Below are 26,794 nucleotides of genomic sequence, written 5' to 3'. Positions count from 1 at the left end.
CATGACCTCAGTTTCCTCGGCCGCCCTCTCCAATGCCATGCGCTATCAACAGATGCGCATGCAGGCCGACCTCGTCAAAGCAACGAAGGAATCATCGACTGGCAAGGTCGCCGATGTCGGCCTGGCATTGGGCGGACGCACCGCCCAATCCGTCACCTTCTCGCGCGACCTCGACCGGCTGAACGTGATCGTCGATTCCAACGGTCTGGTCACCGCCCGGCTTGCGTCGACCCAGACCGCGCTCGGCCAACTCTCCGGCGTGGCGCAGACCTTCCTGTCCAGCCTGACCACCGCGTCTTCGGGCGACAACTCCGACAGCCTGACCCAATCGACCGGGCAGACGACGATCCAGCAGCTTGCCTCGATCCTCAACACCAGTGTCAACGGCGAGTATCTGTTCGCCGGCACAAACACCGACGTCAAGCCGATCAACGATTTCACCGCCGCGGGCTCAACGGCCAAGGCCGCCTTCGATGCCTCCTTCGTCGCCAAATTCGGCTTCACGCCCAATGATCCGGCCGCCGCCAATATCACCACCGCCCAGATGGACGACTTCATCACCAATGATGTTACGCCGCAATTCCTCGGCGCGGGCTGGCAGGCCAACATGTCGAACGCCACCGACCAGCAGATCGTCAGCCGCATCGCCCTCAACGAAACCACCGCCACCTCGACCAGTGCCAACAGCGACGGCATCAAGAAGCTCGCGATGGCCGCCGCCATCGTCTCCAGCCTGATGTCCACCAACATCAGCCAGGCGGCGAAGGACAGCATCGTCAGCCACTCGCAGACACTGGTCGGCGAGGCGCTGAGCGGCATCGCCCAGGTCCAGTCCGAAACCGGCATCGTGCAGAAACGTGTCTCCGATGCCAGCGACCGCATGAAGACGCAGGTCGACCTGTTCGAACGGCACATCCTCGATCTCGAGGCCGTCGACCCGGCCGAAGCCGCGACCCGCGTCGCCGATCTGACGCAGCATATCGAGACGTCCTTCGCTCTGACGGCGCGCCTGCAGCAGCTCAGCCTGTTGAATTACCTGACCTGACAACTCCCAGCGGAACGGTAGAGCCAACGATGTACCAATTTTCCTATGCCGACGTCCAAAGCACCTCCGTCTCGGACGCCAAGGATCGTGAGCGCGAACTCCTGACCCGCTCGATCGACATGCTGGCGGCGGCGGCGGTGGCCGGCCAGGCTTCGATGGAGGCGGTGGAGGCGCTGCATTTCACCAACCGCGTCTGGACCACCTTCGTCGAGGATCTCGGCTCCAGCGACAACGCGCTACCCAAGGAATTGCGCGCCAACCTGATTTCCATCGGCCTGTGGCTGCTGCGCGAGGCCGAGGACATTCGCCAGGGCCGCACCAACAATTTCGAAGGGCTGATCGAAGTGTCCCAGATCATCCGCGACGGCATTCAATGACCAACACGCTGAAGATATCGCTGAAGCCCAACGAGAAGATCTACATCAATGGTGCCGTCATCCGTGTCGACCGCAAGGTCACCATTGAACTGATGAACGACGTGCAATTCCTGCTCGAAAGCCATGTGATCCAGGCCGACCAGGCATCGACGCCGCTCAGGCAGCTGTATTTCATCGTTCAGGTCATGCTGATCAACCCGGCTGGTGCTGGCGAGGCGCGCGAGATGTTCCGCCGCTCATTGCCGCTGCTCATCGCGAGTTTCGAGGACGCCGACATCTGCAGCGCCCTGAAGCAGATCGACCGCATGGTCGGCGAGGATCATATCTACGAGGCTTTGAAGGCGATCCGTTCGCTTTATCCTCTCGAACGCCGCGCGCTTGGCGGCAATGACGATGTTCCGGGCGCACCGCGCCCGCTGGCCGTGGGAGCACGCTACTGATGACCGTGGACATGACGACGACGATTCCGGTTGGCGCCAATTCGACGACCACGCCGACTTCGAAGACAGCGGTCGACTACCAGTCGTTCCTGAAGCTTCTGATCGCCGAGATGAAGAACCAGGACCCGACCAAGCCGATGGATTCGACGCAGTACGTCGCGCAGCTCGCCACCTTCTCGCAGGTCGAGCAATCGGTGCAGACCAACACCAAGCTCAACCAGATCATGCAGTCCTCGGCGTTGTCGCAGGCCGACGCTCTCATAGGCCGCAACATCACCTCGGCCGATGGCAAGACTACCGGCACGGTGGCTTCGGTGACGCTTGGCAGCAACGGACTGATCGCAGTGCTCCAGGATGGCACCACGGTTCCCGTCGGCTCCGGCGTGTCGATCAAGCCGGCAAGCTAGGCCAACGTCCCGCATGAACGAGGCCGACGCACTCGACATCGTCCAGTACGCGGTGTGGACGGTGCTGACCGCCTCCGCGCCGGTTGTGCTGGTCGCCATGGCGGTCGGCATCGGCATTGCCCTCATCCAGGCGCTGACGCAGGTCCAGGAAATCACCTTGACCTTCGTGCCGAAGATCGTCGCCATCATGCTGGTGGTGGCGCTCACGGGTCCGTTCATCGGTGGCCAGATATCGGCCTTCACCAACGTCATCTTCGAGCGCATCCAGAACGGGTTCTGAAGCAACCTGCGGGGATGCACGGGGCTTTTGCCCGCGACGTCCATCATCCGGCAAGTCGCCGGAGCTCGATAGCGCGGTAGTCGTCGCAATGGCCTCTCGCAAAACCCCCAGGTTAGCCCTGGCCGATCGGCGGACCATGTGCGCCATGGCCGGCGTCCGGCCGCGAGTGATGGCCTGGCTTTTCGCGATGCGGAGGTGTGGCCCTCCTCTATCCCCTTGTTGGACCATGATCTTCCTCGCATGACATTCGCCCTTTGCGGCGCGATGCCATAGTTTCGGCAAACGATGCGGAGAAACGGATCACCGCAAGGATCAGCACGCCGTGGCAGGGACCTATCCATGATTGACGAGAAACCGGAAAGCGAAGGCGCTTCGGCGCTGGCGCCCTTCCGGCATGGCATTTTCCGCGCCGTCTGGTCCGCAAGTCTCGTTTCCAATTTCGGTGGTCTGATCCAGGGCGTCGGTGCCGCCTGGATGATGACCACGATCGCCACCTCGCCCTATCAGGTCGCCCTGGTCCAGGCCTCGACCACCTTGCCGATCATGCTGTTCGCGCTTGTCGCCGGCGCCATCGCCGACAGCTTCGACCGGCGCAAGGTGATGTTGGTGGCGCAGACCTTCATGCTCGTCGTTTCGGTGCTTCTGACGGTGTTCACCTGGTATGGCCTGATGACGCCCTGGACGCTGCTCGCCTTCACCTTCCTGATCGACAGCGGCACAGCGCTCAACAGCCCATCCTGGCAAGCGTCCGTCGGCGATATGGTGCCCCGCAACAAGGTGCCCGCGGCCGTTGCGTTGAACTCCATGGGCTTCAACCTGACACGCAGCGTCGGGCCGGCGATCGGCGGCATCATTGTCGCGGCCGCCGGCGCCGCGGCCGCCTTCGCGGCGAACGCGGTCAGCTATATCGGCCTTATCGTCGTGATGGCGCGCTGGAAGCCTGACGTGCCGGTATCGACCTTGCCGCGCGAGTCGCTGGGTGCTGCCATGGGCGCCGGCCTGCGTTATGTCGCCATGTCGCCCAACATCGGCAAGGTGCTGGTCAGGGGTGCCGCCTTCGGCTTCAGCGCCGGTGCCGTCCTGGCGCTCTTGCCGCTCGTCGCGCGCGACGTCGTCAAGGGCGACGCCTTGACCTACGGCATCATGCTGGGTTCCTTCGGCATCGGTGCCGTCGGCGGCGCGCTGATCAGCGTGCGGCTGCGGCAAATGCTCTCCAGCGAGACGATGGTGCGCTGTGCCTTCGCCGGCTTCGCCGTCTGCGCCTTCAATGCCGCGATCAGCCATCACGCCTGGCAGACGTCGCTTGGCCTGCTGGTCGGCGGCGCCTGCTGGGTGATCGCGCTGTCGCACTTCAACGTCACCGTGCAGATGGCAACGCCACGCTGGGTGGTCGGCCGTGTGCTGTCGGTCTATCAGACCGCGACCTTTGGCGGCATCGCGCTGGGCAGCTGGATCTGGGGTGTCGTGGCCGATGCGCATGGCGCCGAGACGGCGCTGATCGCGGCCGCCATCGCCATGCTCGCCGGCGGCGCCATCGGATTTGTGCTACCGCTGCCGCAGCAGCAGGTGCTGAACCTCGACCCGCTCAACCGCTTCAAGGAGCCGCATCTGGCGCTGGACCTGAAGCCGCGCAGCGGTCCCATTGCCATCATGATCGAGTACATCATCCGCCATGAGGACGAGGCGGAGTTCCTAGCCACCATGGCCGAACGCGGCCGCATCCGCCGCCGCGACGGTGCCCGCAACTGGACGCTGGCGCGCGATCTCGAAAATCCGACGATATGGATCGAGCACTACCACACCCCGACCTGGCTCGAATATGTCAGGCACAACGGCCGCATCACCCATGCGGACGCCATGGTCGGCGAACGCTTGCGGGCTCTGCACAGTGGCGACGAGCCACCGCGCGTACGCCGCGTCATCGAGCGTCCGACCACCGCCGGCACGGCGCTGGTGATGGCCAAGGGGCCGATCGAGCACTGATTTCGGTGCGGCGCCGACGTCCGTCGATCACCCCGCCGACTGGATCATATAGAGCTTGCGCGTGGTCTCCCGGATCCGCCATTCGCCCTTCCATCCCCGCGGCAGCACGAGAAGGTCGCCCGGCCCCAACTCACGCACCTCGCCGTCGGCGCGGCTCACCTCCACCCGTCCGGAAATGATGTGGCAAATTTCGGACGAATCCGACCGGTCGGCGGTGAAGCGGCCGGGCGTGCACTCCCAGATACCGATATCGACGGTGCCGTCCGGTGACTGGAAAAGTGAGCGCGCGGCTTCGACCTGATCTCCCTCGATGGATGTGGGCTTGGGTGAGAACGCGCCGATGTCGGCCTTGGCGAGATCGTGGAAGGTCGAAAGATCGATCAAATTGGGCTCCATGGATCAGTGACCGGTAATGCTGTCGGCGAGCGCGGCCAGTCTCGACGTATGCGCAAGCCCGGCGGCTTCGCGCCCGTCAGCGATGCGATAAAGCTGGTACATCGAATGCACGCCGAGCCAGCGAAACGGCTCCGGCTCCCATGGCCTGACCTTGCGGTTGACCCAGGGCAGCTTCGTCAGCTCCGTCTGCTGGCCAAGGATCAGGTCGGCCAGCGTGCGCCCCGAAAGATTGGAGCTCGACACGCCAAGCCCGACATAGCCGCCGGCCCAGCCGATACGGGTGGCGGGATCGAGGCCAACGGTCGTGCACCAGTCGCGCGGCACGCCGAGCACGCCGCACCAGGCGTGCTCGATGCGGCAGTTCGCCGTCTGCGGCAGCAGCGTCGTCAGGATCTGATGCAACTGGTCGATCGTGGCCTGCTGCGTCCGCCCATTGATGTCGGTGCGCGAGCCGTAGCGATAGGGCACGCCGCGCCCGCCCATGGTGATGCGCCCCTCGCGCGTACGCTGGGCATAGCAATAGGCGTGGGCGGCGTTGCCGAGAAGCTCGTGGCCTTCCCAGCCGATCTGGCGCCAAAGCGCCTCGGACAGCGGCTCGGTCACGATCTGCGCGCTGTTGAGCGCCAGCCAGGTCCGCTCCTCGCCGGGAATGCCTGCGGTAAAACCCTCCGTCGCGCGGATGACGGTCTCCGCCCGCACCGTGCCGCGGTCGGTCGTCACGATGCCCTTGGCGATGGACGTCACCGTCGTCTGTTCGTAGATCGGCACGCCCAGCCGCTCGACGGCGGCGGCAAGCCCGCGCACCAGCTTGGCCGGCTGCACCCGCGCCTGGCCATGGACCACGAAACCGCCCATGACATTGCGCACATTGATGCGCGCCCGCGTCGCCGCTTGATCCAGCATCTCGACGCGGCCCGGATCGACGTCCCAGGCGCGGATCGTTTCGCATTCCTCGCGCGCGCGTTCGAGCTGCGCCGGGTTGGTGGCCACCGTCAGATTGTCGACGCGGCGGATATCGGCATCGATACCTTCCGCGCTCGCCACCCGGATCACCTCGTCGACGCAACCCGCCATGGCCGCCTGCATGGCGCTTACCCCTTGCCGGGTCGAGGTCTTGAGATACTTTTCGCGCGACCAGGAGAAGCCACCCGACAGCCAGCCGCCATTGCGGCCCGAAGCGCCGAAACCGGCAAACTCGCGCTCGATCAGCACGACGCGCAGCGACGGCCTGGCCTTCTTCAAATAATAGGCGGTCCACAGCCCGGTATAGCCGGCGCCGACGATCGCGACATCGGCCTCGATATCGCCGGGCAAGGGCGGCCGGGGCGTGGGAACCCCGCCCAGATCCGCATACCAGAATGATATGTCGCCGTTGCGTTTGGCTTGCATGGGATGGACTTTCAGGAAGAGCAATTCCAGGAAAAGTGTGAAACGGTTTTCCGTTCGGGATTGCGTTAAAACAAAGAGTTGGATCAGGTCAGCGTCGCGTCGGCCGTGCTGTCATCGGCCAGAATCTTGGCATCGGCACCGTCGAAGCAAAGCTCCACCTTCTCGCCCAGGCCAAAACTCTCGCCGGTCAGCGGCGAGCGCACGATCGCCGTGGTGCCGTCGGCGAGCCTGACTTCATATTTCGATCCCGAGCCGAGATAGATGGCTTCCGCGATCGTCCCCGGCAGCCGGTTGTTGGTGCCCGCCGCGATCTGGCCGGGCCGGCGGATGGCAAGCTTTTCGGGGCGCAGCAGCATGACCGGACGGGCTTCACCCGCCATCCGCCGCGGCACAGTCACCGTCTCGCCGGCGATGCGCAACGCAGTGCTGGCGCCATCGCTTCGCGCCTCTCCGCGCAGCACCGTGGAATCGCCGATGAAGCGGCCGACGAACAGCGTCGTCGGTTCATCGTAGAGTTCGCGGCCGGTGCCGACTTGCTCGATCCGCCCGCGGTTGAAGACGGCGATGCGGTCCGACAGGACCAGCGCCTCTTCCTGGTCGTGCGTCACGTAGACGAATGTGGTGCCGAGCTCACGATGGATGCGCTTGATCTCGAGCTGCAGCCATTCGCGCAGCTTCTTGTCGAGCGCGCCGAGCGGCTCGTCCATCAAAAGCAGCGGCGGATCGAAGACGATGGCACGGGCCAGCGCGACGCGCTGCTGCTGGCCACCCGACAGCTCGCTGGGATAGCGATGCGCGAAGTCGCCCATCTTGACCATGTCCAGCGCTCTTGCCACGCGTGCTTTTCGCGCTGCGGGTTCGACGCCACGCAGCGTCAGCGGATAGGCGACGTTGCGGCCGACGCTCATATGCGGGAAAAGCGCGTAGTGCTGGAAGACAACGCCGATATTTCGCTTGTGCGCCGGGACGCCGACCACGTTCTTGCCGCCGACCAGCAGCTTGCCGCTGGTCACGTCGGTAAAGCCGGCCACGACGTTCAGCGTCGTGGTCTTGCCGGAGCCGCTCGGGCCAAGCAGCGTCATGAACTCGCCGGGCTCGATCCGCAGCGAAACGCCATCCAGCGCCTTGAAGCCGCCATAGGCCTTGCTGATCGATTCGAGATCGATCGCCGCGCCCTTGCTCTCCTGTTCCGGCTTCATGGGCGTCCTTTCCGCTCGTGGCCAAGAAGAAGCATGCCCCCGCCGATCAGGATCGTGGTGGCCAAAAGCAGGATCGTGCCGACGGCGGCAACCGTCGGGTCGGCGTCACGCGTGATCGAGGCGAATATCTGCACGGGCAAGGTCTTGAGGTAGGGGTTGGTGATGAACAGCGACACGACGATCTCGTCGAAGGAGGTGGCGAAGGCAAAGAGCAGGCCGGACAGCATGCCGGGCAGGATCAGCGGCAGCGTCACCGTGCGAAACGCGGTCAGCGCTCCCGCGCCGAGGCTTGCCGCCGCCGTCTCGAGGCGCCTGTCGAACACTTCGAGACTGGCGGAAACCGCGATCAGCACGAAGGGAAGAGCAAGGATGGTGTGGGCAAGCACGAAGCCCAGCAGCGTGCCGACGAGATGGGTGTCGAGATAGACGGCGTAGATGCCGATGGCCAGCACCACGCCCGGCACCACCATCGGCGTCAGCATCAGCATCCGCAACAGGTTGGCGGGCCCTGCCTTCATGCGATCAAGGCCGAAGGCCGCCAGCGTGCCAAGCACCGTCGCCAGTACCGCGACCACCGAGGCGACCTTCAGCGAGTTGAGGAAGCTCGACGACCAGTCAGGATTGGTGAAGAAATTCTGGTACCACTGCCAGGAGAAGCCTTGCGGCGGGAAGGCGAGCGACTTGTTCTCGTTGAACGACATCGGCACCACGACCAGGGTCGGCGCGACAAGCCATATCGCCACCAGCAGGCAGACGAGGCCGAGGATCACGCGGGTGAGCGGCTTCATCTCCATCAGTTCCGTCCCGCTTCCCGGTATCGCGAGCGCATCACGGGTGCCGCGAGCGCCAGAAGCACGAACGTGGTGACGAGCAGCACCACGCCCATGGCGCCGCCGCGGCCCCATTGCAGCAGGCTGAGCACCTGGGTCTGCACCAGCGTCGACAGCATGGTCGAGCGCGGTCCGCCGAGCAGCGCCGGCGTGATGTAGAAGCCCAGCGCCAGGATGAACACGATGATCGCGCCGGCATAGACGCCGGGCAGCGACAGCGGCAGGTAGACGGTAAAGAACGCACGCGAAGGTCGCGCGCCCAGGCTTTGCGCGGCCCGCATCAGCCTGAGGTCGATGCCCTTCATCACCGAATAGAGCGGCAGGATCATGAAGGGCAGAAGCACTTGCGCCATGCCGATAACCACGCCGGTCTGCGTACGGATCAGCCGGATGCCGTCAAAACCGGCCGCCCGCAGCAGCGAATTGATGACGCCCGAATCCTGCAAGAGGATCACCCAGGAGAGCGTGCGCACGACACCGCTTACCCAGAACGGGATGAGCACGCAGAGCACCAGGACGAGCCGCACGCGCGGCCCGACGGCGGTCATCAGATAGGCGTAAGGGTAAGCGCAGATCACGCAGACGATCGTCACCCAGGCCGAGATGGTGAAAGTGCGCTGTAGCACCGTGAGATTGATGGGCGCGCCGAAGAACCAGACGTAGTTCTGCGCGCCCCATTGCGGCTCCGACAGGCTGCGCAGCACGATGGTGAGCAGCGGATAGCCTATCACCGCGGCAAGCAAGACCAGCGCCGGCAGCGTGAGCGCGAACGGCCGCCATGCCCATCCGGCCCGTGTCGGGGCGGATGGCGTCGTCGGTTCGTGCGCGCTCACGGGCCTTGCCTTTGCTTCAGCCGGTCAGTTGCCGGCCATCAGCGCCGACCACTTCTCCTGCGCCACCGCGAAGTTCGGGACCCAGAACTTGAAGTTCTGCTTGTAGCCCTGCTTCTGGCGGTCCGGAGTATTGGTCAGGAAGGCGGCGACGGAAGCGTCGACCTTGGGCTGCGCGTCGCTGTTGATCGGCGTGTAGGACGTCTGTTCCGCCAGGACTTCCTGGGCATGCTTGCCGAGATAGGCATTGAGCAGCGCGTAGGACGCGTCCGTGTCCTTGACGCCGACTGGGATCGTCATCTGGTCCATCACCACCAGCCAATCCTGCCAGGCGGGCGCATATTTGGCGCCGTTCTTGACCGCGGTCATGGCGCGGCCGGTCCACATCATCAGCATATCGGCTTCGCCGGATTCGGCGAGCTGCTGCGATTCGGCACCCGTCTTCCAGAAAATCGTGTCGGGGCCGAGCTTGCGGACCACGTCGATGGCCTTGTCGATATCGGCCACCGTCATCGCGTTCGGATCGCCGCCGGCGACCTTGAACGCCTGTTCGAGCAAGCCGCCGGTCGGGCTGCCGGAGCCGTCGATTCCGCGCACGCCCGGGAACTTTGCCGTGTCGAAGAAGTCGGCCCAGCTCTTGGGCGGATTATCCTTGTACTTCTCGGTGTTGTACATCAGCACGACGCCGTAGTTCATCGCCGGCACCGAGCATTCGCCGACCTGGCCTTCCGGGATTTTCGAGACGTCGAGCTTCGTCAGATCCAGCTTCTGGAACAGCTTGCCGCAATAGACGTAAGGCGGCAGGTCGTCGGTATCGACAACGTCCCAGGTGACGTTGCCGGACTCGACCTGCGCCTGCAACTTGGCGATCTCGGTCGGGCCGTCATTGAGCAGCTTGACGCCGGACTTGTCGACGAATTCCTTCAGCGCCGCGGCCTGGCCGTCCTGGTAGATGCCGCCATAGGAAACGAGCGTCAGGGTCTTGCCCTTGAGCGAACCTTCCTTCACCTCGCCCGCCACCGGCTTGTCCTGCGCAAAGGCCGCGCCGGCCACAACGCCAAGCGCCAGAATGGCGCCGAGGCCTGCAAATCTCGATTTAAACATCACACTAACTCTCCCATTCATGCCCGCGTTTTGATCGGACTACCTGGCCGCGAGCGGTTTCCAGGCCGTATATTGTTCGAGTTCGGCGCGCGCCGAGGTCGGCGGCGCGATGATCCACATCACTTCGGCTCGGCCGCTGCCGATGTTCTCTGAGCGATGCGGTGTCGACGTCGTGTATTCGATGCTGTCGCCCTCCTCGAGGACGTGGCGCGCCTCGCCCAGCGAGACCTCGACGATCCCGCGCAGCACGACGAGCATCTCGTGCGCGTCGCCGTGAGTGTAGCGATCGGGCCCGGTCGAGCCGCCAATGTCGAATTCCCCGACATAGACTTCCATGTCGCTCAGCGGCGGGCGCGACAACAGCATCTTGCGGCAGCCGTCGCTGGGCGGCAGGCTCGGCCGCTCGCTTCGTCTCAGGACGCCATGATTTTGCGCCGCGCTTTCCTCGAACAACATGGCGACGCTGACGCCAAGCGCCGAAGCCATCTGGTTGAGCGATGCGGTGCTGGCCCCGGTCAGGCCGCGTTCGAGCTGGCTGATGAAACTGGCGCTGGTTCCAGTCGCCTCCGCAAGCTCCCGCAATGACAGCCTGCGGGCGAGGCGAAGGCTCTTGAGGCGCATGCCCAGCACTTCATGTGCATGGGTCGCGGCGGGCGCGTCGCCCGTCTTTGCCGAAGCCGCGCCAGAGGCCTTGCGCATGCTGTCTCCTCGCTTCACTTAACAATCTGTACAGTACCACTGCACAACTGGCAAGCCACGCGTGGCGCCAGGACCTCGCCAATGGCTGGGCCAGGCTCGCAAGCTGGGAAGATCTGTCGGTGAAATATGCAGCAACCTTCGGGAAAGCGCAGGGAGAACCTCTACCCCTCGCCGGACAGGTCCCGACGCGCTTTTTCGAGCTCCTCGGCATAGCGCCGCATAAGGTGTCCCTCGGTCAGCAGCCCGAGCACGATATGGTCGGTGAAATCCTCGACGACGGCCAGTTCCTCGGCTCCGGCGCGCTGGAACGTCTCGGCGGCGGCCTGCACGTTCATGCTGGGAACCAGAACCGCGTCCTTGTACTGGGCAAGATCGCGTACCGGCACGTCGCCGCCGGAGGGGTCGCTGTGCAGTTCGGCCACAATCAGCACGCCGACATACTGATCGCCCGGGTCGACGGCGATGACGCGTTGGGCGGAGCCCAGCGGAATCTGCTTGCGGAAGGCGCCCAGTGTCGTCGAGGCATCGATGGTCTTGATGTCCTTGCGCATCATCGAGCCGACGGTGAGGCTGCGCATCCAGCCGACATCGTGCGCGCTGCGGATCGTCTCGCCGCGCAGGTGGAAGCGCCACGTCGAGAACGAATAACCGAATGTCTCGCGCACCAGGATCGCCGCCATGATCGAGGCCGCCAGCACGACGCCGGTCAGTGTCAGGTCGCGGGTCGATTCCAGCGCCAGGAAAGTCATCGTCAGCGGACCGCCGACGACACCGACGGCAAGCGAGGTCATGCCAACGACGGCGGCGACCGAGGGGTCGATACCGGTTGCCGGCGAAACCAGCGCCATCACGCCGGCGAATGCCTTGCCGAGCAGCGCACCGAGGAACAGCGACGCAAAGAACAGGCCGCCGCGAAAGCCCGAACCAAGCGAGACCGCCGACGCCGCCAATTTCAGCACGAAGACGCTGGCCACCACGGTCAGACCATAGTTCATGGCGAACTCGCGATGCAGCGCGCCGTGGCCGCTGGACAGGACCTGCGGCGTGATCAGCCCCAGGAGGCCGACGATGACGCCACCGATGACGGGGCGCAGCGAGGCATCGACCGACAGCCTGTTGAAACCACGTTCGATCAGCGTCACCAGCTGCATGATGGCGATCGAAGCGGCGCCGCCGAGCAGTCCGAGCAGCAGGAACGGCACGTACTGGCTGGCGGTGAGTTGCGGCAGTCCCGAAAGCTCGAGCGGAAACGGCACGCCGCCGAACATTTCCGCCGTCAGCGAAGCGCAGATGGCCGCCGTCATGACAGGCGCGACATTGGCGACCGAGTAGATGCCGATGACCAGCTCGAAACCATAGAAGGCACCGGTCAGCGGCGCATCGAAGGCGGCGGCGATGGCGCCGGCCGCGCCGCAACCGACGAGGACGCGGACATCGTTGCGCCGCAGCCTGAAGATGCGCGCCAGCCGCGATGCCAGGCCGGACCCGACCTGCGTGTAGCCGGCTTCCAGTCCGACCGACGCGCCGAAGCCGCTGGAGATCATGGTCTGGCCGGCGATGATGAACGTGTCGGTCAGCGACATGCGCCCGCCATAGAGCGCGTTGGCCTCGATCGGATCGACCGGAGTGCGGAATTTACGCAACCGCAGCCAGATCACCGTCAGCCCGAGCAGGGCGCCGCCGATCGCCGGTATCAGCGCCTGCACGGGATTGGCGAGCGAGAACATTCCGGACAGCCGGCCGCCGGGCTGAACGCCGAACAGAAGCCCGTGCAAATCCTGCACGATCTGGCTCATCGCGGTCACCAGTATGCCGGCCATGATGCCGACGACGCCGGCGAGGATGACCACGGCGATGCCGCGCGCCTCGAGCAGAGGAATGGATCTCAGAAGCACCGCGCGCAGCCGGCGGGCGTAGACTTCGCTGTGGTTTCTGGAAAGCACCGGGGCGGCTCGCCGACATCAAAAGGCAGACCCGCCTGATACGCCGGGCGGCACGACATGACAACCACAATGGCGACATCAAAGGCGCCATTGTGCCCGTGAAACCAGCTGATTTCGTCTTGCAGGCCTCTGATCGCGAGGCAGCCTGCCCCGCGCTCAGTCCGGTATGGTCAGCGTCCCGCAATCGTCGTCGGCGACAAAGGTCGCCAAGAGTTCGGCGGGCTCGGTGGTGCTGACATTCTCGGCGAAGAGATGGACCGCGCCGGACGGCTCGAACCATGTTTGTCCTTGGGTGTAGGTACCGGCCGGGCTGCCTTCGAGCCGCGAGCGCAGAGTGCCCTTCAGGACGAAGGCGCTGACCGAGCCCGGATGCCGGTGACGAGGCGTAAAACCGTCTGGTGGAAATGCCACGATCACCGTGGTGATCGACTTGCCCGGCACGTCAGGCAGTTTTTCGCAGGAGACCGGCGTGACGACCGTTTTCGGCCGCGCCCCGGCAACACCGTTCACATCGGCATTTGCCATCTGCATATGCATTTCCATGCCTTTCGACGCGACGCGCGTGAAATCCGGGCCGGTCCACTTTGCCGCGAGCGCGAACAAAACCCCGACAGCGCTGACCGCGATGACAGATTGGCCGGCGCGCGGACGAGCTTGATTGCCGATCATCTCGACGTCTCCGAATTCAGGCAGGCAAACGGAAATCAGCACGCCAACCCAGTTCCTCGACCGCCTTTTGCGTCGAGACAGCCTGGTTGGGTTCCGCCACGTTGAAGACGCCGGGCGCACCCTTTTCGAGTGCTAGCAGCGCCGCATGGGCGGCAGCATCGACATGCACCGGCGACGCGCCGGCAGCCGCATCGGTTCCCGTTCCCGGTCCATAGAGCTGGCCATATCGCAGGACGACTCCGGCGAATGGCGCGTTTAGAACAGCCTTTTCCAAGGCGATGACGCCGCCGACGCTGATGCCGCGGTTGCCGCTCGCCTCGCTATCCAGCGGGTCGGCTTCGCCATGCGGCTCCGGTCCCGGCGCATAGGCCCAGGCGATGCTTTGAGCGACCATGCGCCGGGCGCCGGACGCGGCGGCCGCAGCGACCAGATTGCGGGTACCCTCCTCGCGGATGCGGGCATTGCGAACAACCGCCTCGCCCATCCGGCTCGGATCCAGCCCTGGCGGCAGGTCGGTCAGCTGATGGACGACGATGTCCGGCCGGGCGGCAAGCATGCGGCGCGACAGGACCTCGGCATCGAAGACATCGACGATCACCGGTTCGATGCCGAGGGAACGCAATGTCGCGGCCTTGTCAGGACTGCGCGTGGTACCCGTCACATGATGGCCGGCGGCCAGAAGCTGCGGGATGAGCCGCTGTCCGATGGCGCCCGAGGCGCCGGCAAGAAAAATTCGATGCCCCATCGTCATGAACTCTACATCGTCATAGTATCAGCACACGAACAATATATAAGAGCTCTGATATCATGCGCAAGGCAAATCCGACAGTTCCCGCTCCGGGCGAAGGCAAACGTGGCGAGGAAGGCTATCTCGGCTATCTCCTGCGGCAGGCTGCCGGCGCGCATCGGCTGAGGGTCGACAGGGCGCTGGCCGATCTTGGCGTGACGCAGCCGCAATTCGCCACGCTGACCATGCTTGGCGCCTATCCCGGCCTCTCCAACGCCGATCTGGCCCGGCTGGCACTGCTCACCCCGCAAACGCTCAGCGTCATCGTCGCCAATCTCGAACGGGCCGGCTCGCTGGTGCGCAGGCCGCATGCCGTCCATGGCCGCATCCAGCATATCGAGCTGAGCGACAGCGGACAGGCGCTGCTGCGGGAATGCCGCGAGCGGGTGCATGCCATCGAGCGCGAACTGACGGAAGGCCTCTCGTCCGGGGAAGAAAGGGCCGTCAGGCGCTGGCTGGTCGGCGTCGCCACGGCCGAGACAGCCAGGCCCTAACTGTCTGCCGGCGGCTGACGATTATCGAGCGGCGGCCGATCAACTCGGCACCGGCTCACCCGCCTCATAGAGCATGAGGTTGCGCTCGCCTATGCCAAGCGCCGGCCAGTTCGAGCGCCACTCGGCGATGTGCGGCGAGCTGAAATGCGCATCGAGTGCCGCCTTGTCGCGCCACACCTCGGTCACCCGGATCAGCCCAGCGTCGAGCACATCCCGCGCATAGGAATATTCGAGGCAGCCAGCCTCGGCACGGCTGCCTGAGATCATGCGCTCCATCGCGGACCTTGCCTCCTCGAACCGGCTGGGCGGCAAACGGATCGTGCCGATGATCACGAGCATGGGCCTTCCTTCTTGCGAAATAGTCTATCCGCCTGCCGCACATCGCCCAAAAGCGGCCGCGGCTCTGGGAAGACGACATGCATAAACCAGAGTCTCCCACCCTCGCGCAAGCTTGGCCAGCTACCCTCGCCGGGCTGTCGTATGCACGGCAGGCTATGGTTCGAGGACTTGAATGGCGATCAGCGAAAGCATCCAGCCCGGCGCGGTGGCCAAGAACGGCCGCGACATCTTCTTCGCGCTCGGCATCGTCATCATCCTGGCCGTGCTGTTCCTGCCGATTCCGGCCTTCCTCATCGACATCGGCCTCGCCTTCTCGATCGCACTTTCGGTGCTGATCCTGATGGTGGCGCTGTGGATTCAGCGGCCGCTCGATTTCTCCTCGTTCCCGACCGTGCTGCTGATCGCCACGATGCTGCGGCTATCGCTCAACATCGCCACCACGCGCATGATCCTGTCGCATGGCAATGAGGGCACGCACGCCGCCGGATACGTGATCGCCGGCTTCTCCAAGCTGGTGATGGCCAGCGACTTCGTCATCGGCCTCATCGTCTTCATGATCCTGATCGTGGTGAACTTCATCGTCATCACCAAGGGTGCCACCCGTATCGCCGAAGTCGGCGCCCGTTTCACCCTCGACGCCATCCCGGGCAAGCAGATGTCGATCGACGCCGATCTCTCCGCCGGCATGATCGACGATAAGACCGCGCAGTTGCGCCGCCGCGAACTGGAGGAGGAATCCTCCTTCTTCGGCTCGATGGACGGCGCCTCGAAATTCGTGCGCGGCGACGCGATAGCCGGCCTCATCATCACCGCCATCAACATCGTCGGCGGCATCGCCATCGGCTACATCAGGCACGGCATGGGCATGGGCGAGGCCGCCGATGTGTTCATCAAGCTGTCGGTCGGCGACGGCCTGGTCACACAGATCCCGGCGCTGATCGTCTCGCTCGCCGCCGGCCTGCTGGTTTCCAAGGGCGGCACCCGTGGCTCGACCAACCAGGCCGTGTTCGGCCAGCTGGGCGCCCATCCGCGCGCGCTTTACGTGGCGGCCGCGCTGCTGGTGTTGCTAGGCCTCATGCCGGGCTTGCCGCTGTTTCCCTTCTTCGCGCTGGCCGGTGGCATGGCCGGGCTCGGCTACGTCATTCCGATGCGCGCCAACCGCGTCCTCGCCGAGGCCGAGGCGCTGAAGGCCCAGGAGAAGGTGTCCAAGGCCGAGGAAGAGAAGAACTCGGTCAAGGCTTCGCTCGCCACCGCCGAGATCGAACTGCTCATCGGCAAGCAGCTGTCGACCCGCCTCCTGGTCTCGCATCAGGAACTGGTCTTCCGCATGGCCAAGATGCGCAAGAAATTCGCCCAGCAATACGGCTTCGTCGTGCCGGAAGTGCGCGTTGCCGACGACTTCGCCATCCCGCCGAAGAGCTACCAGATCAAGGTGCATGGCACGGTGGTGGCCGAATATTCGATGCGCGTGGGTGAGATCATGGTGCTGCTCGGCAGCCGCGACGTGCCCGAAATCCCTGGCGAAGAAATCCGCGAGCCGGCCTTCGGCATGCGCGCCTATTCCGTCATGGAAACCTTCGCCGAGGATTTGAAGCGCGAGAACTACACCTTCGCCGACAACATGTCGGTGCTGCTCACCCATCTTTCCGAAGTCATCCGCAACAACCTGCCGCAGCTCCTGTCCTACAAGGACATGAAGGCGCTGCTCGAACGCCAGGACCAGGAATATCGCAAGCTCGCCGATGAGATCTGCACAACGCACATCTCCTATCCCGGCCTGCAGGCGGTGCTGAAGCTGCTGCTCGCCGAGCGCGTCTCGATCCGCAATCTCCACCTGATCATCGAGGCCATCGCCGAGATCGCGCCGCATGTGCGCCGCACCGAGCAGATCGTCGAACATGTCCGCATCCGCATGGCGCAGCAGATCTGCGGCGACCTATCGGAAGGCGGCGTGCTCAAGGTGCTGCGCCTCGGCAACCGCTGGGACCTCGCCTTCCACCAGAGCCTCAAGCGCGACGCCAAGGGCGAGGTGCGCGAGTTCGACATCGATCCGCGCCAGCTCGAGGAATTCGGCCAGGACGCCACCAAGGCGATCAAGAAATTCCTCGAGGCCGGCGAGCGTTTCGTCCTCGTCACCGCCCCGGACGCCCGTCCCTATGTGCGCATGATCATCGAGCGCCTGTTCACCACGCTGCCGGTGCTCTCCCATGTCGAAATCGCCAAGGGCGTCGAGATCAAGGTGCTCGGAACCATATCGTGAGCGTTCTCTCGCAGAGCGTCGTCATCGCGGCGTTCCTCGCCTTCTGCCGCATCGGCGCCTGCTTCATGCTGATGCCGGGCCTGTCCAGCGCCCGCGTGCCGGTCCAGGTCCGGCTGTTCGTGGCGGTCGCCGCCACTGGCGGCCTGCTCGCCTTCCTGTGGGACCGCATCATTCCCTTCGTCGATCCGCGCCCGCAGATCCTGGTGCCGATGATCATATCGGAACTTCTGGTCGGCGGGCTGATCGGCGCCATGACCAGGCTCTACATGGAGGCGCTGCGCTTCATGGGCTCGGCCATCGCCATGCTGATCGGCTATGGCGGCTCGGGCGGACCGGCGATCGAGGAACCGGAACCGCAGGCCGCCCTTGCCGCGATCATCTCGTTCTCGGCGCTGCTGATGCTGTTCGTCTTCGATTTCGACCATGAGATCGTGCGCGCCCTGGTGGCGTCCTACACGGTCGCGCCAGTCAACGTCTTCTTCAACCCGCAGGCCGCGCTCGTCGACATCACCGACACCGTGTCGGACACCTTCTTCCTGGTCATCCGCCTCGGCAGCCCGTTCGTCGCCTATGCCATTCTGGTCAATCTGACGATCGGCTTCGTCAACAAGCTGACCCCGCAGATCCCGATCTATTTCATCTCCCAGCCCTTCGTCATCGCCGGCGGCATGATCATCTTCTATTTCGCCATCGGCACCATGCTGTCGCTGTTCGTCGACGGCTTCGTCGACCTGACTCTGGCGAGGTGACATGAGCACGCGCAAGGACCGCCTGCGGAAACTGGTCAAGGTGCAGGAGCAGCTGAAGGCGCTGCACGAGACCCGACACGCCACCTTCCTGGCCGCGGCAAACGCCGCCGAGGCCGAGGCCAGGGAATTGATCGGCCATTTCGACCAGGAGAATTCCCTCTCCGGCCTGTTCCCCGATCTCTATCATCGCCGCATCGCGCAGGCGGTGGTACGCCAGGAGAAAAGCCTGGAAAGCGCCCGGCAGGAGGTCGGCCTTATCGCCACGGCAAACGCGCGCACCAATATGGTCGAGCGCGCCTACAAGGATGTGCGCAACCGCGACGAACGCGAACGCACCGACCGCGAGCGGCTTGATTTGATCGCGCAGAAGCGGGCCGAGGAGTAGCGACCTATCGCTTTTGATCCCCGCCGGAAATCGAGCTTTTCCCGATCAAGCAAGAGGGATCGGGCTTCAGCTTAGTCCTTCTCCAGAACATACAACCCGACATCTATCGTGCCGACCCGAAAGCCTGCTTCGCAGTAGCTGAGGTAATATTCCCAGATTCTTTGAAAGTTGTGACTGAAGCCGATTGCCTCGATCATCGGCCAGGCCTTCAAGAATCGACGCCGCCATTCAGCCAGTGTCAGGGCATAACTGGCGCCAAAACTGTCCACCGAAGCCAGTGTGAGATGGGCCTGCTTCGCCAGTTCGGTCATGATCGTCTTGGTAGGAAGCATCCCGCCTGGGAAAATGTAGCGCTGGATGAAGTCGGCGTTTGAACGGTAGCTTTCGAAACGCTTCTCATCGATCGTGATGACCTGCAAAACAGCCTTCCCGCCAGGCTTCAGGCGCTCGCGCAATATGCTGAAGTAAGTTGGCCAGTATTTTTCGCCGACAGCCTCGAACATTTCGATCGAGACAATGCGGTCGAACGTTCCCTGCGTGTCGCGGTAGTCCTGCAGTTCCAAGGCCACCGTGCCGTCGAGTTTCTCTTTTTGAACGAGATTTCTTGCGTGGGCCAGTTGTTCCGCGGAGAGCGTTATGCCGGTGACGCGCGCCCCGTGCCGACCCAGAACAACGGCAAGGTTTCCCCATCCGCAGCCGATCTCCAGAACCTCCTTGCCACCGCCCAGATCAAGCAATTCCACGACGCGTTGCAGTCTGGCCTGCTGGGCTGTCTCAAGGGTTTGCCCGGACTGCCGATAGAGCGCGGACGAGTAGGTCATGCTGGGATCAAGCCAAAGCGAATAGAAGTCGTTGCCGAGATCGTAGTGGAAGGCAATGTTGCGGCGGCTCCCGGCCTTGCTGTTCGCCTTCAGCACGTGGCGAAGCCGATTGACAAGGCGGACCGGAAGAAGCCCGCCAACCACCTGTTCGATGTGTTCCAGGTTGAGCGCGGCAAGTTCAATGAGCAATGTGAGGTCGGGGCTGGACCAGTCGCCCTCGATGTAGGCCTCCGCGAAAGCGAGGTCGCCCCCCGTCAGGAGGCGGCGGATCGCGCGCCACCGGTGCACGATCAGAACCGCTTCCGGGCCAGGCGCATCGGATCGATGGTCGATCCGCTGGCCCGAGGGCGTCACGATCGTGATCCGCCCTCTTTCGAGGCAAGCAAACATAAGCTTGAGGATATAGGCTCCTGGACCGCTCGCACGGGCCACGGTCCGCGTGGCGCCGGTTTCACTTTCGAGGGACATGCGGCTCCGGCCCTATCGGGATGCTGTATTGCGCGGACTGCGCGACTTCAGGAGTTTCAGGGCTCGGATGAAACCGCGCGCCTTTCAGCCACAACTTCAGTGCTTCCCAGTGAATGCCGAGAATGATCTTCAAAGTCATCAGTGGAAACTTGGCCAGGCATGCGCCAATATCCGGCGTGGCGAGCGGGCGTGCTGTCCCAGCAAAGGCCGCTGCCAAGAGTGGTTCGCCATTTTCCGTCTCGTGGATGCGAAGCCTGACCGTCTTGCCTGGCGGCAGAATGCGAAAGTGATACCGCGCATCCATGCCGATGAAGGGCGAGACATGAAAGAGCTTGGCTTGTGTCTGGCGCACTCCTGCGGGGCCGAGTTCGCCCGGTCGGATCGGCGACACGTAGATTCGCCGGCCACCGAACGTGTTACGCACCGCATAGATCAAGGCGATCAGCGCGCCCGTGGCGTCGTAGCAGAAATACACCGAGATTGGATTGAAGACGTAGCCGAAGATGCGGGGATAGGCGAGCAGCAGCACGCGCGCCGCCGGTTTGCCAAGGCCGGCATCGACGAGCAGCCCGTCGACGAAAGCCCGTAGCGTCTCGCCTGGGGTGTTGACATGATCGCTTTCGTGGAAAGATGCCAGGCCGGGCCGATTGACCCGCAACAGCCATGTCATGCGTCCGAGCTCGGCGAGCCTGTCTATATCGACCAGCAACGAGAACACGCGGTAGACAAAGCGGTGGCCGAAGGGCTTCAGCCGCGCATGCATCACCTCACCGGGATAGAGCACGCCGGCCGCCTGCGGCGGCGGGCCGTTCTGCTCCAGTGTTGTGATCCGTTCGCCCATTCCTACAGAGGCCTTATTCCGCCGTCAGCAGCGCTTTGGACAAAGCCGTCTCGCGTCGACGCCACGGCACATCGGCGCCGAGCGCAATCGCCGCGTCGAGCCCCGAACGCAAGCCATCCTCATGAAAGCCGTGTCCGGTCCACGCACCGGCGAAATAGGTGCCGCGCGCACCTTGGATATCATCGAGACGGGCTTGCGCTGACAAGGCACGCGCATCGTACTGCGGATGGTCGAACATCCATTCCCCGAAGACCAATTCCGGGCGTGGCTCGACGACCGGATTGAGCGACACGAAGAGCGGCTTTGCCGCGTCGATCCCCTGCAGCCGGTTCATCCAGTATGTGACCGACACTTCCGGTTCGTCGCGGTCACATGAGCAGCGCAGATAGTTCCACGCCGCCCAGGCGGCCCGCCGCTTCGGCATCAGGCGCGGGTCCCGGTGCAGGACGACCCGGTTGGGGCGATACGATATGGCTGACAGGATCCTCTCCTCGACGCTCGAGGCGTCGCCGAGCATGGCCAGTGCCTGGTCGCTATGGCTGGCGATGATGACATTGTCGAAGCGCTCCGGCGCGTCATCACCAGCCCACACGGTAATGCCAAACGCATCGCGCACCATTGTCTTGACCGGTGACGATAGGCGTAGTGCCGACCCGAGCGGCGCCAGCAGCTTTTGCAGATAGTTGCGCGAACCGCCGCTTACCGTGCGCCACATCGGTCGCGTATCATTGTCGATCAGGCGATGGTTCTCGAAGAAGCTGATGAAGCTTGCAGCCGGATAGTCCAGCATTTTGGCGCGCGGCGTCGACCAGATCGCCGCCGCCATTGGAATGAGATAATTGTCGCGAAAGCCTGCGGAGAAACCGCGGGTGCGAAGATAGTCGCCTATCGAGACGTCGCCCAGCGTGCCGTTGTCGCGCTCGGCAATACACGCCTTGTTGAAGCGCAGGATCTCCCTCAGCATCCACAGAAAGCCGGGCGAAAAGACATTACGCTTCTGGGCGAAGATGGTGCGCAGCGTCGAGCCGCACCATTCGAGCTTGCCGCCATCGAGCGAAAGCGAAAAGCCCATGTCGCTCTCATGCGTGGCCACACCAAGATGCGAGAACATCGCGCTGAGATCCGGGTAGGCCAGTTCGTTGTAGACGATGAAACCTGTGTCGACAGAAATCGGTGTGGAGTCATAGTCGATGTCGACCGTGGCGGTATGGCCGCCCGCGCGATGCGACGCCTCATAAAGGATGATTTCGGCACTCGGGTGCAAAGCCCATGCGGCGGCGGCGCCTGATATGCCCGATCCGATGACGGCGATTTTCTTCCGGCCGTTGGAGCCACCACGGTGAATGGGCACAATGTTCATCGAAAATCCTTTTGGAAATCAAGCCTGTAAGGTGCGGGCGGCACCCTGGAACTTTTGTAGATACGGGAGGATCCGGCGTGAGTTTCACTGTGCAGTCGAGGTATTTTGTCGCGAGGTGAAGAGGCGTCCGACCTGCCCAGTCACTTGCATCGTCAGCGGGCGCGGGACCAGCTGACCGACTTGCAAACCAGGCCGCCGACCAGGCAACCTCGCGTGACCAGTTTCTGCCCGGCCACCTTGAGTTGGATCGCATAGGTCAGCGCGCGCTTTGCATCGAAAGCCTTGCCGGTCAGCGTGTCGGCGGACTTCGGCTTCAGCGTCATGACGAGCTTGTCGCCGACAGCTTCACCGCCGCTGGTGTCCTTGATCCAGACATTTGTGGCACAGATGTTCGAACCGCACGGGGCGATCCGTACTTTTGCGTTTCCATCGCCGCGGTTCCATGTTCCGCTGGGGTCAGGCGCCGATGCGGCAAACGCCGCGCCGCTGAACGAGACAAGAAAAAGAAGACCTGCCGCCACTGCCAGTCGGTTCATCATTCCTCCTTGTCATTCGGTTTACGAAGCTACGGACGACATGCCTGGTGAGTTTCGGCCGGTCGAAACTATCGCGGCTGAAAACCGTTGCTGAGATCAACAGCCAATGGGATTTCAGGAGCGGACATGATCAAGACCTACGGCATCGCCTATCTGACGACGGCAGTCGTGTTCCTGTGCATCGATGCTGTCTGGCTGACGGTGATGAGCAGCCGGCTTTACAAGCCGCTGCTGGGGCCGATCCTGCTCGATGATTTCAACGTCGCGGCGGCGGCACTTTTCTACGTCATCTACATCGCAGGCGCCGTCTATTTCGCGGTGCTGCCCGCCTTTCAGAGCGGATCATGGACGACCGCGGCGGTAAACGGCGCCGTGTTCGGCTTATGCGCCTACGCCACCTACGATCTGACTAACCAGGCGACACTGAGGAACTGGCCCGTCGCGGTCACCATCGCCGACATCTGCTGGGGAATCGTGCTCACCGCAATCGCGGCGACGGCGGGTTTCCTCGTCTCCAGTGCCTTGTCGCGATCTGCGTAGCAGTCGTCAGCGCTTGGCCGGGGGATTGATCAAGTTCATCACGAGAAGACCTATGAAGGCGGTAAGCGTGCCAGCGCTGAGGGCGTTCATTTTCAGAAAACCCGCATATTCCTCGGCCGAGTAGATGTGGACGGGCGCGCCGTAGCGCCCGTGTAGGACAGTGAACGCCAGCATGCCGACCGCCGCTATGGCGATCGCGATGATGCGTTCTCCAGGCCTAAACAGCACGAAGCCGAGCAGCACGCAGGGCAACAGAAACATCTCGACGCCGGAGGCGACGCCGAAGACCTCGGCGCTAAGCACCGTGTTACCGATCCCGGCGATCGGCAGCAATGCACGCCCGGCACGGCCGTTGGCGCGACCCACTGCCGGAACCGCCAGGAAGAACGGCGTCGAAAGGAATGTGTAGAAGGTTGGCGCGATGTCGGTGCCCACGGACCAGTAGACATAGAGCGGATAGAACGGCTGGTTCCAAAGCACGACAAGAGCGACCAGATTGGCGGTGGCCACGAGAGGGTCGTCGTGGGCGAAATACGCCTTCGCCGCGTTCCAGAACGTCCTCAATATTCCCGATCGGGCGCGCGTTTCCAATCTCATGTAGCCGCGCGCAGGCGATAGTGGCTGACCCCCCATTCCTCGCCATTCGCATGTCCGAACAGCCCTGCGGTGGCGAGGAAAAACAGACGCCAGCGCCGGCGCCAGATCAAGGCCTCCTTGCCGTAGACGTCGGCGAGGATGCGGTCAACCTCGGGCAGGTTGGCGTCCATATTGGCGAGCCACTGGTTTGCGGTGCGCTGGTAGTTGCGGCCATTCCATCGCCATTCCTGCTCGACGTCGAACAGGGCCGGGAAATGCCGGATCAGATCGTGGCTCGGCATGATGCCGCCGGTGAAGAAGTGCTGCGCAATCCAGTCGGACTTGTCGCGATGATCGAAACGGTAGGACCGGCTCTTGTGGGTGAAGACATGGATGAAAAGCCGCCCCTCCCGTGTCAGCCAGGAGTGTACGCGTTCGAGCAGCTTTTGCCAGTTCGACATATGCTCGAACATCTCCACCGAGACGATGCGATCGAACATGCCGTTTGGATGGAAGGCGTTCATGTCGGCCGTGATGACATGGATGTTGGCGAAGCCCCTCTTTCGAGCCTGCGCTTCGATATACGCCTTTTGAGGCGCCGAGTTGGAGACCGCGGTGATCCTGGCGGCGGGAAAACGCTCCGCCATGAACAGCGTCAGGGAACCCCAGCCGCACCCGAGTTCGAGGATGTCCTGGTCATCGGCGAGATCGGCGTGAGCAACGGTTTCCTCCAGCGCGAGCACCTCGGCCTGCGCCAGGCTCTCGTCGCCGCGCCGGTAAAGGCAGGAGGAGTATTTGCGCTGCGGCCCGAGCACCAGTCCAAAGAAGGCCGGCGGCAATTCATAGTGCTGCTCGTTGGCCGCTTGCGTGTGCTCGGCAATCGGATGATCGGCCATGGCATCAGCGAAAGCCTGCTCTTGCATGGCCGGGTGTTCGAGTAGGTTTCGACGCGTGCGTCCGACCAGAAAGCCGATACCCGTTCTGGTCACGGGATCTGGAAACGGGCTGCGTTCGACGGTGCGTATGGCGGATGCGATGAGGCTCACGATGCCTGGCCTTTCGATGTCTGTGGAGGGATATTGCGGGGCGGCCCCGGCCAGAACGCATTGACGCGCGCCTGGTAGGCACGGAACTTCTCGCCACGCGATTTCAGCATGTGCGCTTCGAGCGGCGGAATGCCGGACACATGAACCAGGAGCCAGTACATGAAGAGTGGGCCTGAGATGGCGACCCAGCCCCATGGGTAGGCGCCGGTCATGTCCAACGCGATCGCGACATAGGCCAGCCAACCGAACCACTCGAAGAAATAATTGGGATGGCGCGAGAGGCTCCAGAGACCGACGTCGCATACTTTTCCTCTGCTGGCTGGAGCCTGGCGAAATCGCGCAAGCTGGCGGTCGGCCAGGCCTTCGCCAAGGATGGCAATCGCCATAATCGCGATGCCCAGCCAGTCGCCGATTTGCAGATGCGGCACCGGATTGCGTGCTGCGGCGAAAATGGAGAGCACAAGCAGCAAGGCGGCGCCGGCCTGCACCTGCAGAAACAGAAAAAGCCGGCGAGGAAAATCCTTGCCCCATTCGCTGCGCAACTGCGCGTAACGCGGATCGTCGCCACCGTGCAGGGTCCTGACGACGATATGCAGTCCAAGCCTGATCGACCAGATCGCCGCGAGCAAGGCGACGATGACAGGTCTTGTCGTCGATTGCTGCCAGCCGGGCAGTGGAACAATCGCCATGGCGATGCCGGCGGCGCCCACGGCAAAGGACCATATCGCATCCACCCAGCCGGACTTGCCGCTTCGAATGGCAATCGCCCACGCGATCGCCATTACAAGCGACAGGCATATGGCTGCACCGAAAAACAAGCTTGCAAACGTCACATCGTAGCCCTGCGCGATCATCGCGATCTGTTGCGTGAGGTACGGATCGGTGTGGAGGCAAGTTTCCGCGCCCCACTCAAATTCGAACCGGCAAGCCTGCCACAAGCTTGTTGAGGCATGGTCTGGCTAAGGAAACCTGGCAAAAGGCGGACCTTCTTGGCGATTTCTCCACCCAGCGACATCGTTATGGATGTCGCCCGAGCCGCGGAGCCAGCGGACATCGAGGCTGCCCGTGCCGCGCTGACGAAGCGTGCGGGCGGCGCTGCCGGCACGTTCTCGGTCGACACCGCCGCGTCGGTCGATGCCGGCTCCATCCTGTCGCGCGCCACCGCCGAACATGCGGCCGGAACCGATCCGGCCAAGAAATTCAAGAAGTTCGAGGCGATGGTCCTGCAAACCTTCATCCAGAACATGCTGCCCAAGGACACCGAAGGCGTCTACGGCGCGGGTCTTGCCGGCGACATGTGGAAATCGCAGCTGGCCGAGCGCGTCGCCGACGTCATGGCCGAGCGCGGCGGCATCGGCATCGCCAAGTCGCTGCTCGCCGACCACTATCTAGACGGCAAGCGCAAGGTGCCGATCGGGCCGGTTTCAAATGGACCGGAAAAGGCCGAGATCGATCAGCAAACCCGTCTGTCCACCTCGCTCGTCCAGGAATTGCAGCGCAAGGCCGCCAGGTCGATGACCGGCGACGAGACAACCATAAAAACAGACACCAAGATCTAGACTGGGAAACGCCATGGCCGACTCTTCCGAATTCACCGCCAACCTGCCAGCGCGCACGACCGCGCCGGAGGCTCCGATCCCGTTCGCGCGGCCTGGAAACCTTGCCGCCATCATTGGCCGCATCGAGGAGGTGGTCGAGGAAGAGACCGCCGGCATCCGCAGGGATACCGGTTATGACCTCAAGGCCTCTAACGCCCGCAAGAGCCGCTATCTCTACGAGCTGACCCGCGCCATGAAGGGCGGCAGCGAAGCCGAGTTCCTCGAACAGCACCGCGAGGGCCTGACCCGGCTGCGCCAAAAACTGGTGAAGAACGAGGCGGCGATCCTGGCGCATCTGAGCGCCGTCAACGAGGTCGCCAACCTGTTGCGCAGTGCCATACAGCGCGCCGAAACCGACGGCACCTACTCCGCCGGCGAGTTCGGCCGGCTGAAAGGCTAGAGC

At 63.6% G+C, this 26,794-nt stretch carries 31 protein-coding genes; 13 read left to right on the top strand and 18 right to left on the bottom strand.

Annotated elements, in window-relative coordinates; genetic code table 11:
- Position 1: 1 nt before the first annotated feature.
- From EB815_RS10600 to EB815_RS10575, 6 genes are all read left to right on the top strand, one after another.
- Positions 2-1,045 (top strand): flagellar hook-associated family protein, encoded by a 1,044-nt coding sequence (locus tag EB815_RS10600; protein ID WP_056578279.1) that lies wholly within the window; start codon positions 2-4, stop codon positions 1,043-1,045.
- 29 nt (positions 1,046-1,074) lie between these two features.
- On the top strand, positions 1,075-1,422 hold the full coding sequence (gene flaF / locus EB815_RS10595; RefSeq protein WP_056578281.1) for a flagellar biosynthesis regulator FlaF: 348 nt from the start codon (positions 1,075-1,077) through the stop codon (positions 1,420-1,422).
- Entirely contained in the window at positions 1,419-1,862 is a 444-nt protein-coding gene (flbT, locus tag EB815_RS10590; protein ID WP_056578283.1) for a flagellar biosynthesis repressor FlbT, read from the top strand. Before flaF ends, flbT begins: the two co-directional genes overlap by 4 nt.
- An 11-nt stretch (positions 1,863-1,873) precedes the next feature.
- Positions 1,874-2,269 carry a flagellar hook assembly protein FlgD gene (gene flgD / locus EB815_RS10585; RefSeq protein ID WP_171883351.1) on the top strand — a complete coding sequence of 132 codons (396 nt, stop codon included), beginning with the start codon at positions 1,874-1,876 and terminating at the stop codon, positions 2,267-2,269.
- A 13-nt stretch (positions 2,270-2,282) separates the two neighbouring features.
- Entirely contained in the window at positions 2,283-2,549 is a 267-nt protein-coding gene (gene fliQ, locus EB815_RS10580) for a flagellar biosynthesis protein FliQ (RefSeq protein ID WP_013893193.1), read from the top strand.
- Between the two features lie 339 nt (positions 2,550-2,888).
- Positions 2,889-4,532, top strand: coding sequence for an MFS transporter (locus EB815_RS10575; RefSeq protein WP_056578287.1), 1,644 nt, complete (start codon positions 2,889-2,891; stop codon positions 4,530-4,532).
- A gap of 27 nt (positions 4,533-4,559) precedes the next feature.
- Here the strand turns inward: EB815_RS10575 and EB815_RS10570 are convergent, their stop codons facing one another.
- From EB815_RS10570 to EB815_RS10525, 10 genes are all read right to left on the bottom strand, one after another.
- Entirely contained in the window at positions 4,560-4,928 is a 369-nt protein-coding gene (locus EB815_RS10570) for a cupin domain-containing protein (RefSeq protein WP_081295200.1), read from the bottom strand.
- Positions 4,929-4,931: 3 nt separating this feature from the next.
- Entirely contained in the window at positions 4,932-6,317 is a 1,386-nt protein-coding gene (locus EB815_RS10565; RefSeq protein WP_056578391.1) for an NAD(P)/FAD-dependent oxidoreductase, read from the bottom strand.
- A gap of 83 nt (positions 6,318-6,400) precedes the next feature.
- On the bottom strand, positions 6,401-7,516 hold the full coding sequence (locus EB815_RS10560; RefSeq protein WP_056578288.1) for an ABC transporter ATP-binding protein: 1,116 nt from the start codon (positions 7,514-7,516) through the stop codon (positions 6,401-6,403).
- Positions 7,513-8,310, bottom strand: coding sequence for an ABC transporter permease (locus tag EB815_RS10555; protein WP_056578290.1), 798 nt, complete (start codon positions 8,308-8,310; stop codon positions 7,513-7,515). The genes EB815_RS10560 and EB815_RS10555 overlap by 4 nt, the downstream gene beginning before the upstream one ends.
- Entirely contained in the window at positions 8,310-9,179 is an 870-nt protein-coding gene (locus tag EB815_RS10550) for an ABC transporter permease (RefSeq protein WP_056578292.1), read from the bottom strand. The genes EB815_RS10555 and EB815_RS10550 overlap by 1 nt, the downstream gene beginning before the upstream one ends.
- Before the next feature lie 24 nt (positions 9,180-9,203).
- Positions 9,204-10,280: an extracellular solute-binding protein gene (locus EB815_RS10545; protein ID WP_056578294.1), complete on the bottom strand. Its 1,077-nt coding sequence runs from the start codon at positions 10,278-10,280 to the stop codon at positions 9,204-9,206.
- Positions 10,281-10,319: 39 nt separating this feature from the next.
- A complete protein-coding gene (locus tag EB815_RS10540) occupies positions 10,320-10,979 on the bottom strand; it encodes a helix-turn-helix domain-containing protein (RefSeq protein WP_056578296.1) in 660 nt (219 codons plus the stop codon).
- 161 nt (positions 10,980-11,140) lie between these two features.
- Positions 11,141-12,922: a chloride channel protein gene (locus EB815_RS10535; protein ID WP_056578298.1), complete on the bottom strand. Its 1,782-nt coding sequence runs from the start codon at positions 12,920-12,922 to the stop codon at positions 11,141-11,143.
- 156 nt (positions 12,923-13,078) lie between these two features.
- A complete protein-coding gene (locus EB815_RS10530; protein ID WP_056578300.1) occupies positions 13,079-13,591 on the bottom strand; it encodes a cupin domain-containing protein in 513 nt (170 codons plus the stop codon).
- Between the two features lie 16 nt (positions 13,592-13,607).
- Entirely contained in the window at positions 13,608-14,342 is a 735-nt protein-coding gene (locus EB815_RS10525; RefSeq protein ID WP_246740214.1) for an NAD-dependent epimerase/dehydratase family protein, read from the bottom strand.
- 56 nt (positions 14,343-14,398) lie between these two features.
- On the opposite strand from EB815_RS10525, the gene EB815_RS10520 reads away from it, so the two are divergent.
- Positions 14,399-14,872, top strand: coding sequence for a MarR family winged helix-turn-helix transcriptional regulator (locus EB815_RS10520; RefSeq protein ID WP_155772552.1), 474 nt, complete (start codon positions 14,399-14,401; stop codon positions 14,870-14,872).
- Positions 14,873-14,911: 39 nt separating this feature from the next.
- On the opposite strand, the gene EB815_RS10515 is transcribed toward EB815_RS10520, so the two are convergent.
- Positions 14,912-15,211, bottom strand: coding sequence for a putative quinol monooxygenase (locus EB815_RS10515; RefSeq protein WP_056578304.1), 300 nt, complete (start codon positions 15,209-15,211; stop codon positions 14,912-14,914).
- Between the two features lie 172 nt (positions 15,212-15,383).
- Between EB815_RS10515 and flhA the strand changes: the two genes are divergently transcribed.
- Genes flhA through EB815_RS10500 form a run of 3 tightly spaced genes read left to right on the top strand, consistent with a single transcriptional unit; the run spans position 15,384 to position 18,605 of the window.
- Positions 15,384-17,471: a flagellar biosynthesis protein FlhA gene (flhA, locus tag EB815_RS10510; protein WP_056578306.1), complete on the top strand. Its 2,088-nt coding sequence runs from the start codon at positions 15,384-15,386 to the stop codon at positions 17,469-17,471.
- Entirely contained in the window at positions 17,468-18,220 is a 753-nt protein-coding gene (gene fliR, locus EB815_RS10505; RefSeq protein ID WP_038649353.1) for a flagellar biosynthetic protein FliR, read from the top strand. The genes flhA and fliR overlap by 4 nt, the downstream gene beginning before the upstream one ends.
- A 1-nt stretch (position 18,221) precedes the next feature.
- Positions 18,222-18,605, top strand: a complete 384-nt coding sequence (locus EB815_RS10500) for a hypothetical protein (protein WP_056578308.1) — start codon at positions 18,222-18,224, stop codon at positions 18,603-18,605.
- Between the two features lie 71 nt (positions 18,606-18,676).
- On the opposite strand, the gene EB815_RS10495 is transcribed toward EB815_RS10500, so the two are convergent.
- The 4 genes from EB815_RS10495 to EB815_RS10480 form a co-directional block, all read right to left on the bottom strand.
- Positions 18,677-19,894, bottom strand: a complete 1,218-nt coding sequence (locus tag EB815_RS10495) for an SAM-dependent methyltransferase (protein ID WP_056578310.1) — start codon at positions 19,892-19,894, stop codon at positions 18,677-18,679.
- A complete protein-coding gene (locus EB815_RS10490; protein WP_056578312.1) occupies positions 19,878-20,735 on the bottom strand; it encodes a DUF1365 domain-containing protein in 858 nt (285 codons plus the stop codon). The genes EB815_RS10495 and EB815_RS10490 overlap by 17 nt, the downstream gene beginning before the upstream one ends.
- A 13-nt stretch (positions 20,736-20,748) precedes the next feature.
- A complete protein-coding gene (locus EB815_RS10485; protein WP_056578314.1) occupies positions 20,749-22,095 on the bottom strand; it encodes an NAD(P)/FAD-dependent oxidoreductase in 1,347 nt (448 codons plus the stop codon).
- A gap of 152 nt (positions 22,096-22,247) precedes the next feature.
- Positions 22,248-22,631 carry a DUF2147 domain-containing protein gene (locus EB815_RS10480; RefSeq protein ID WP_056578396.1) on the bottom strand — a complete coding sequence of 128 codons (384 nt, stop codon included), beginning with the start codon at positions 22,629-22,631 and terminating at the stop codon, positions 22,248-22,250.
- A gap of 129 nt (positions 22,632-22,760) precedes the next feature.
- On the opposite strand from EB815_RS10480, the gene EB815_RS10475 reads away from it, so the two are divergent.
- Positions 22,761-23,171 carry a DUF2177 family protein gene (locus tag EB815_RS10475; protein ID WP_081295205.1) on the top strand — a complete coding sequence of 137 codons (411 nt, stop codon included), beginning with the start codon at positions 22,761-22,763 and terminating at the stop codon, positions 23,169-23,171.
- A gap of 6 nt (positions 23,172-23,177) precedes the next feature.
- Here EB815_RS10475 and EB815_RS10470 read toward each other — a convergent pair whose 3' ends face one another.
- Genes EB815_RS10470 through EB815_RS10460 form a run of 3 tightly spaced genes read right to left on the bottom strand, consistent with a single transcriptional unit; the run spans position 23,178 to position 25,647 of the window.
- A complete protein-coding gene (locus EB815_RS10470) occupies positions 23,178-23,768 on the bottom strand; it encodes a hypothetical protein (protein WP_065005768.1) in 591 nt (196 codons plus the stop codon).
- The gene (locus tag EB815_RS10465; RefSeq protein ID WP_056578318.1) at positions 23,765-24,793 is read right to left on the bottom strand and encodes an SAM-dependent methyltransferase; all 1,029 of its coding nucleotides are present in this window, start codon (positions 24,791-24,793) and stop codon (positions 23,765-23,767) included. The genes EB815_RS10470 and EB815_RS10465 overlap by 4 nt, the downstream gene beginning before the upstream one ends.
- Complete coding sequence (locus EB815_RS10460; RefSeq protein WP_056578320.1) at positions 24,790-25,647, bottom strand: DUF1295 domain-containing protein; 858 nt, start codon at positions 25,645-25,647, stop codon at positions 24,790-24,792. Before EB815_RS10460 ends, EB815_RS10465 begins: the two co-directional genes overlap by 4 nt.
- A gap of 96 nt (positions 25,648-25,743) precedes the next feature.
- On the opposite strand from EB815_RS10460, the gene EB815_RS10455 reads away from it, so the two are divergent.
- Both EB815_RS10455 and EB815_RS10450 read left to right on the top strand, forming a co-directional pair.
- Complete coding sequence (locus EB815_RS10455) at positions 25,744-26,352, top strand: rod-binding protein (RefSeq protein ID WP_056578322.1); 609 nt, start codon at positions 25,744-25,746, stop codon at positions 26,350-26,352.
- Between the two features lie 13 nt (positions 26,353-26,365).
- Positions 26,366-26,791, top strand: a complete 426-nt coding sequence (locus tag EB815_RS10450; RefSeq protein WP_056578324.1) for a hypothetical protein — start codon at positions 26,366-26,368, stop codon at positions 26,789-26,791.
- Positions 26,792-26,794 lie beyond the last annotated feature (3 nt).

This window comes from Mesorhizobium loti (assembly GCF_013170705.1).
Lineage (GTDB): Bacteria > Pseudomonadota > Alphaproteobacteria > Rhizobiales > Rhizobiaceae > Mesorhizobium > Mesorhizobium loti_D.
The sequence above is the reverse complement of the archived record's forward strand: the minus strand, read 5'-3'. Positions and strand labels throughout refer to the sequence as shown.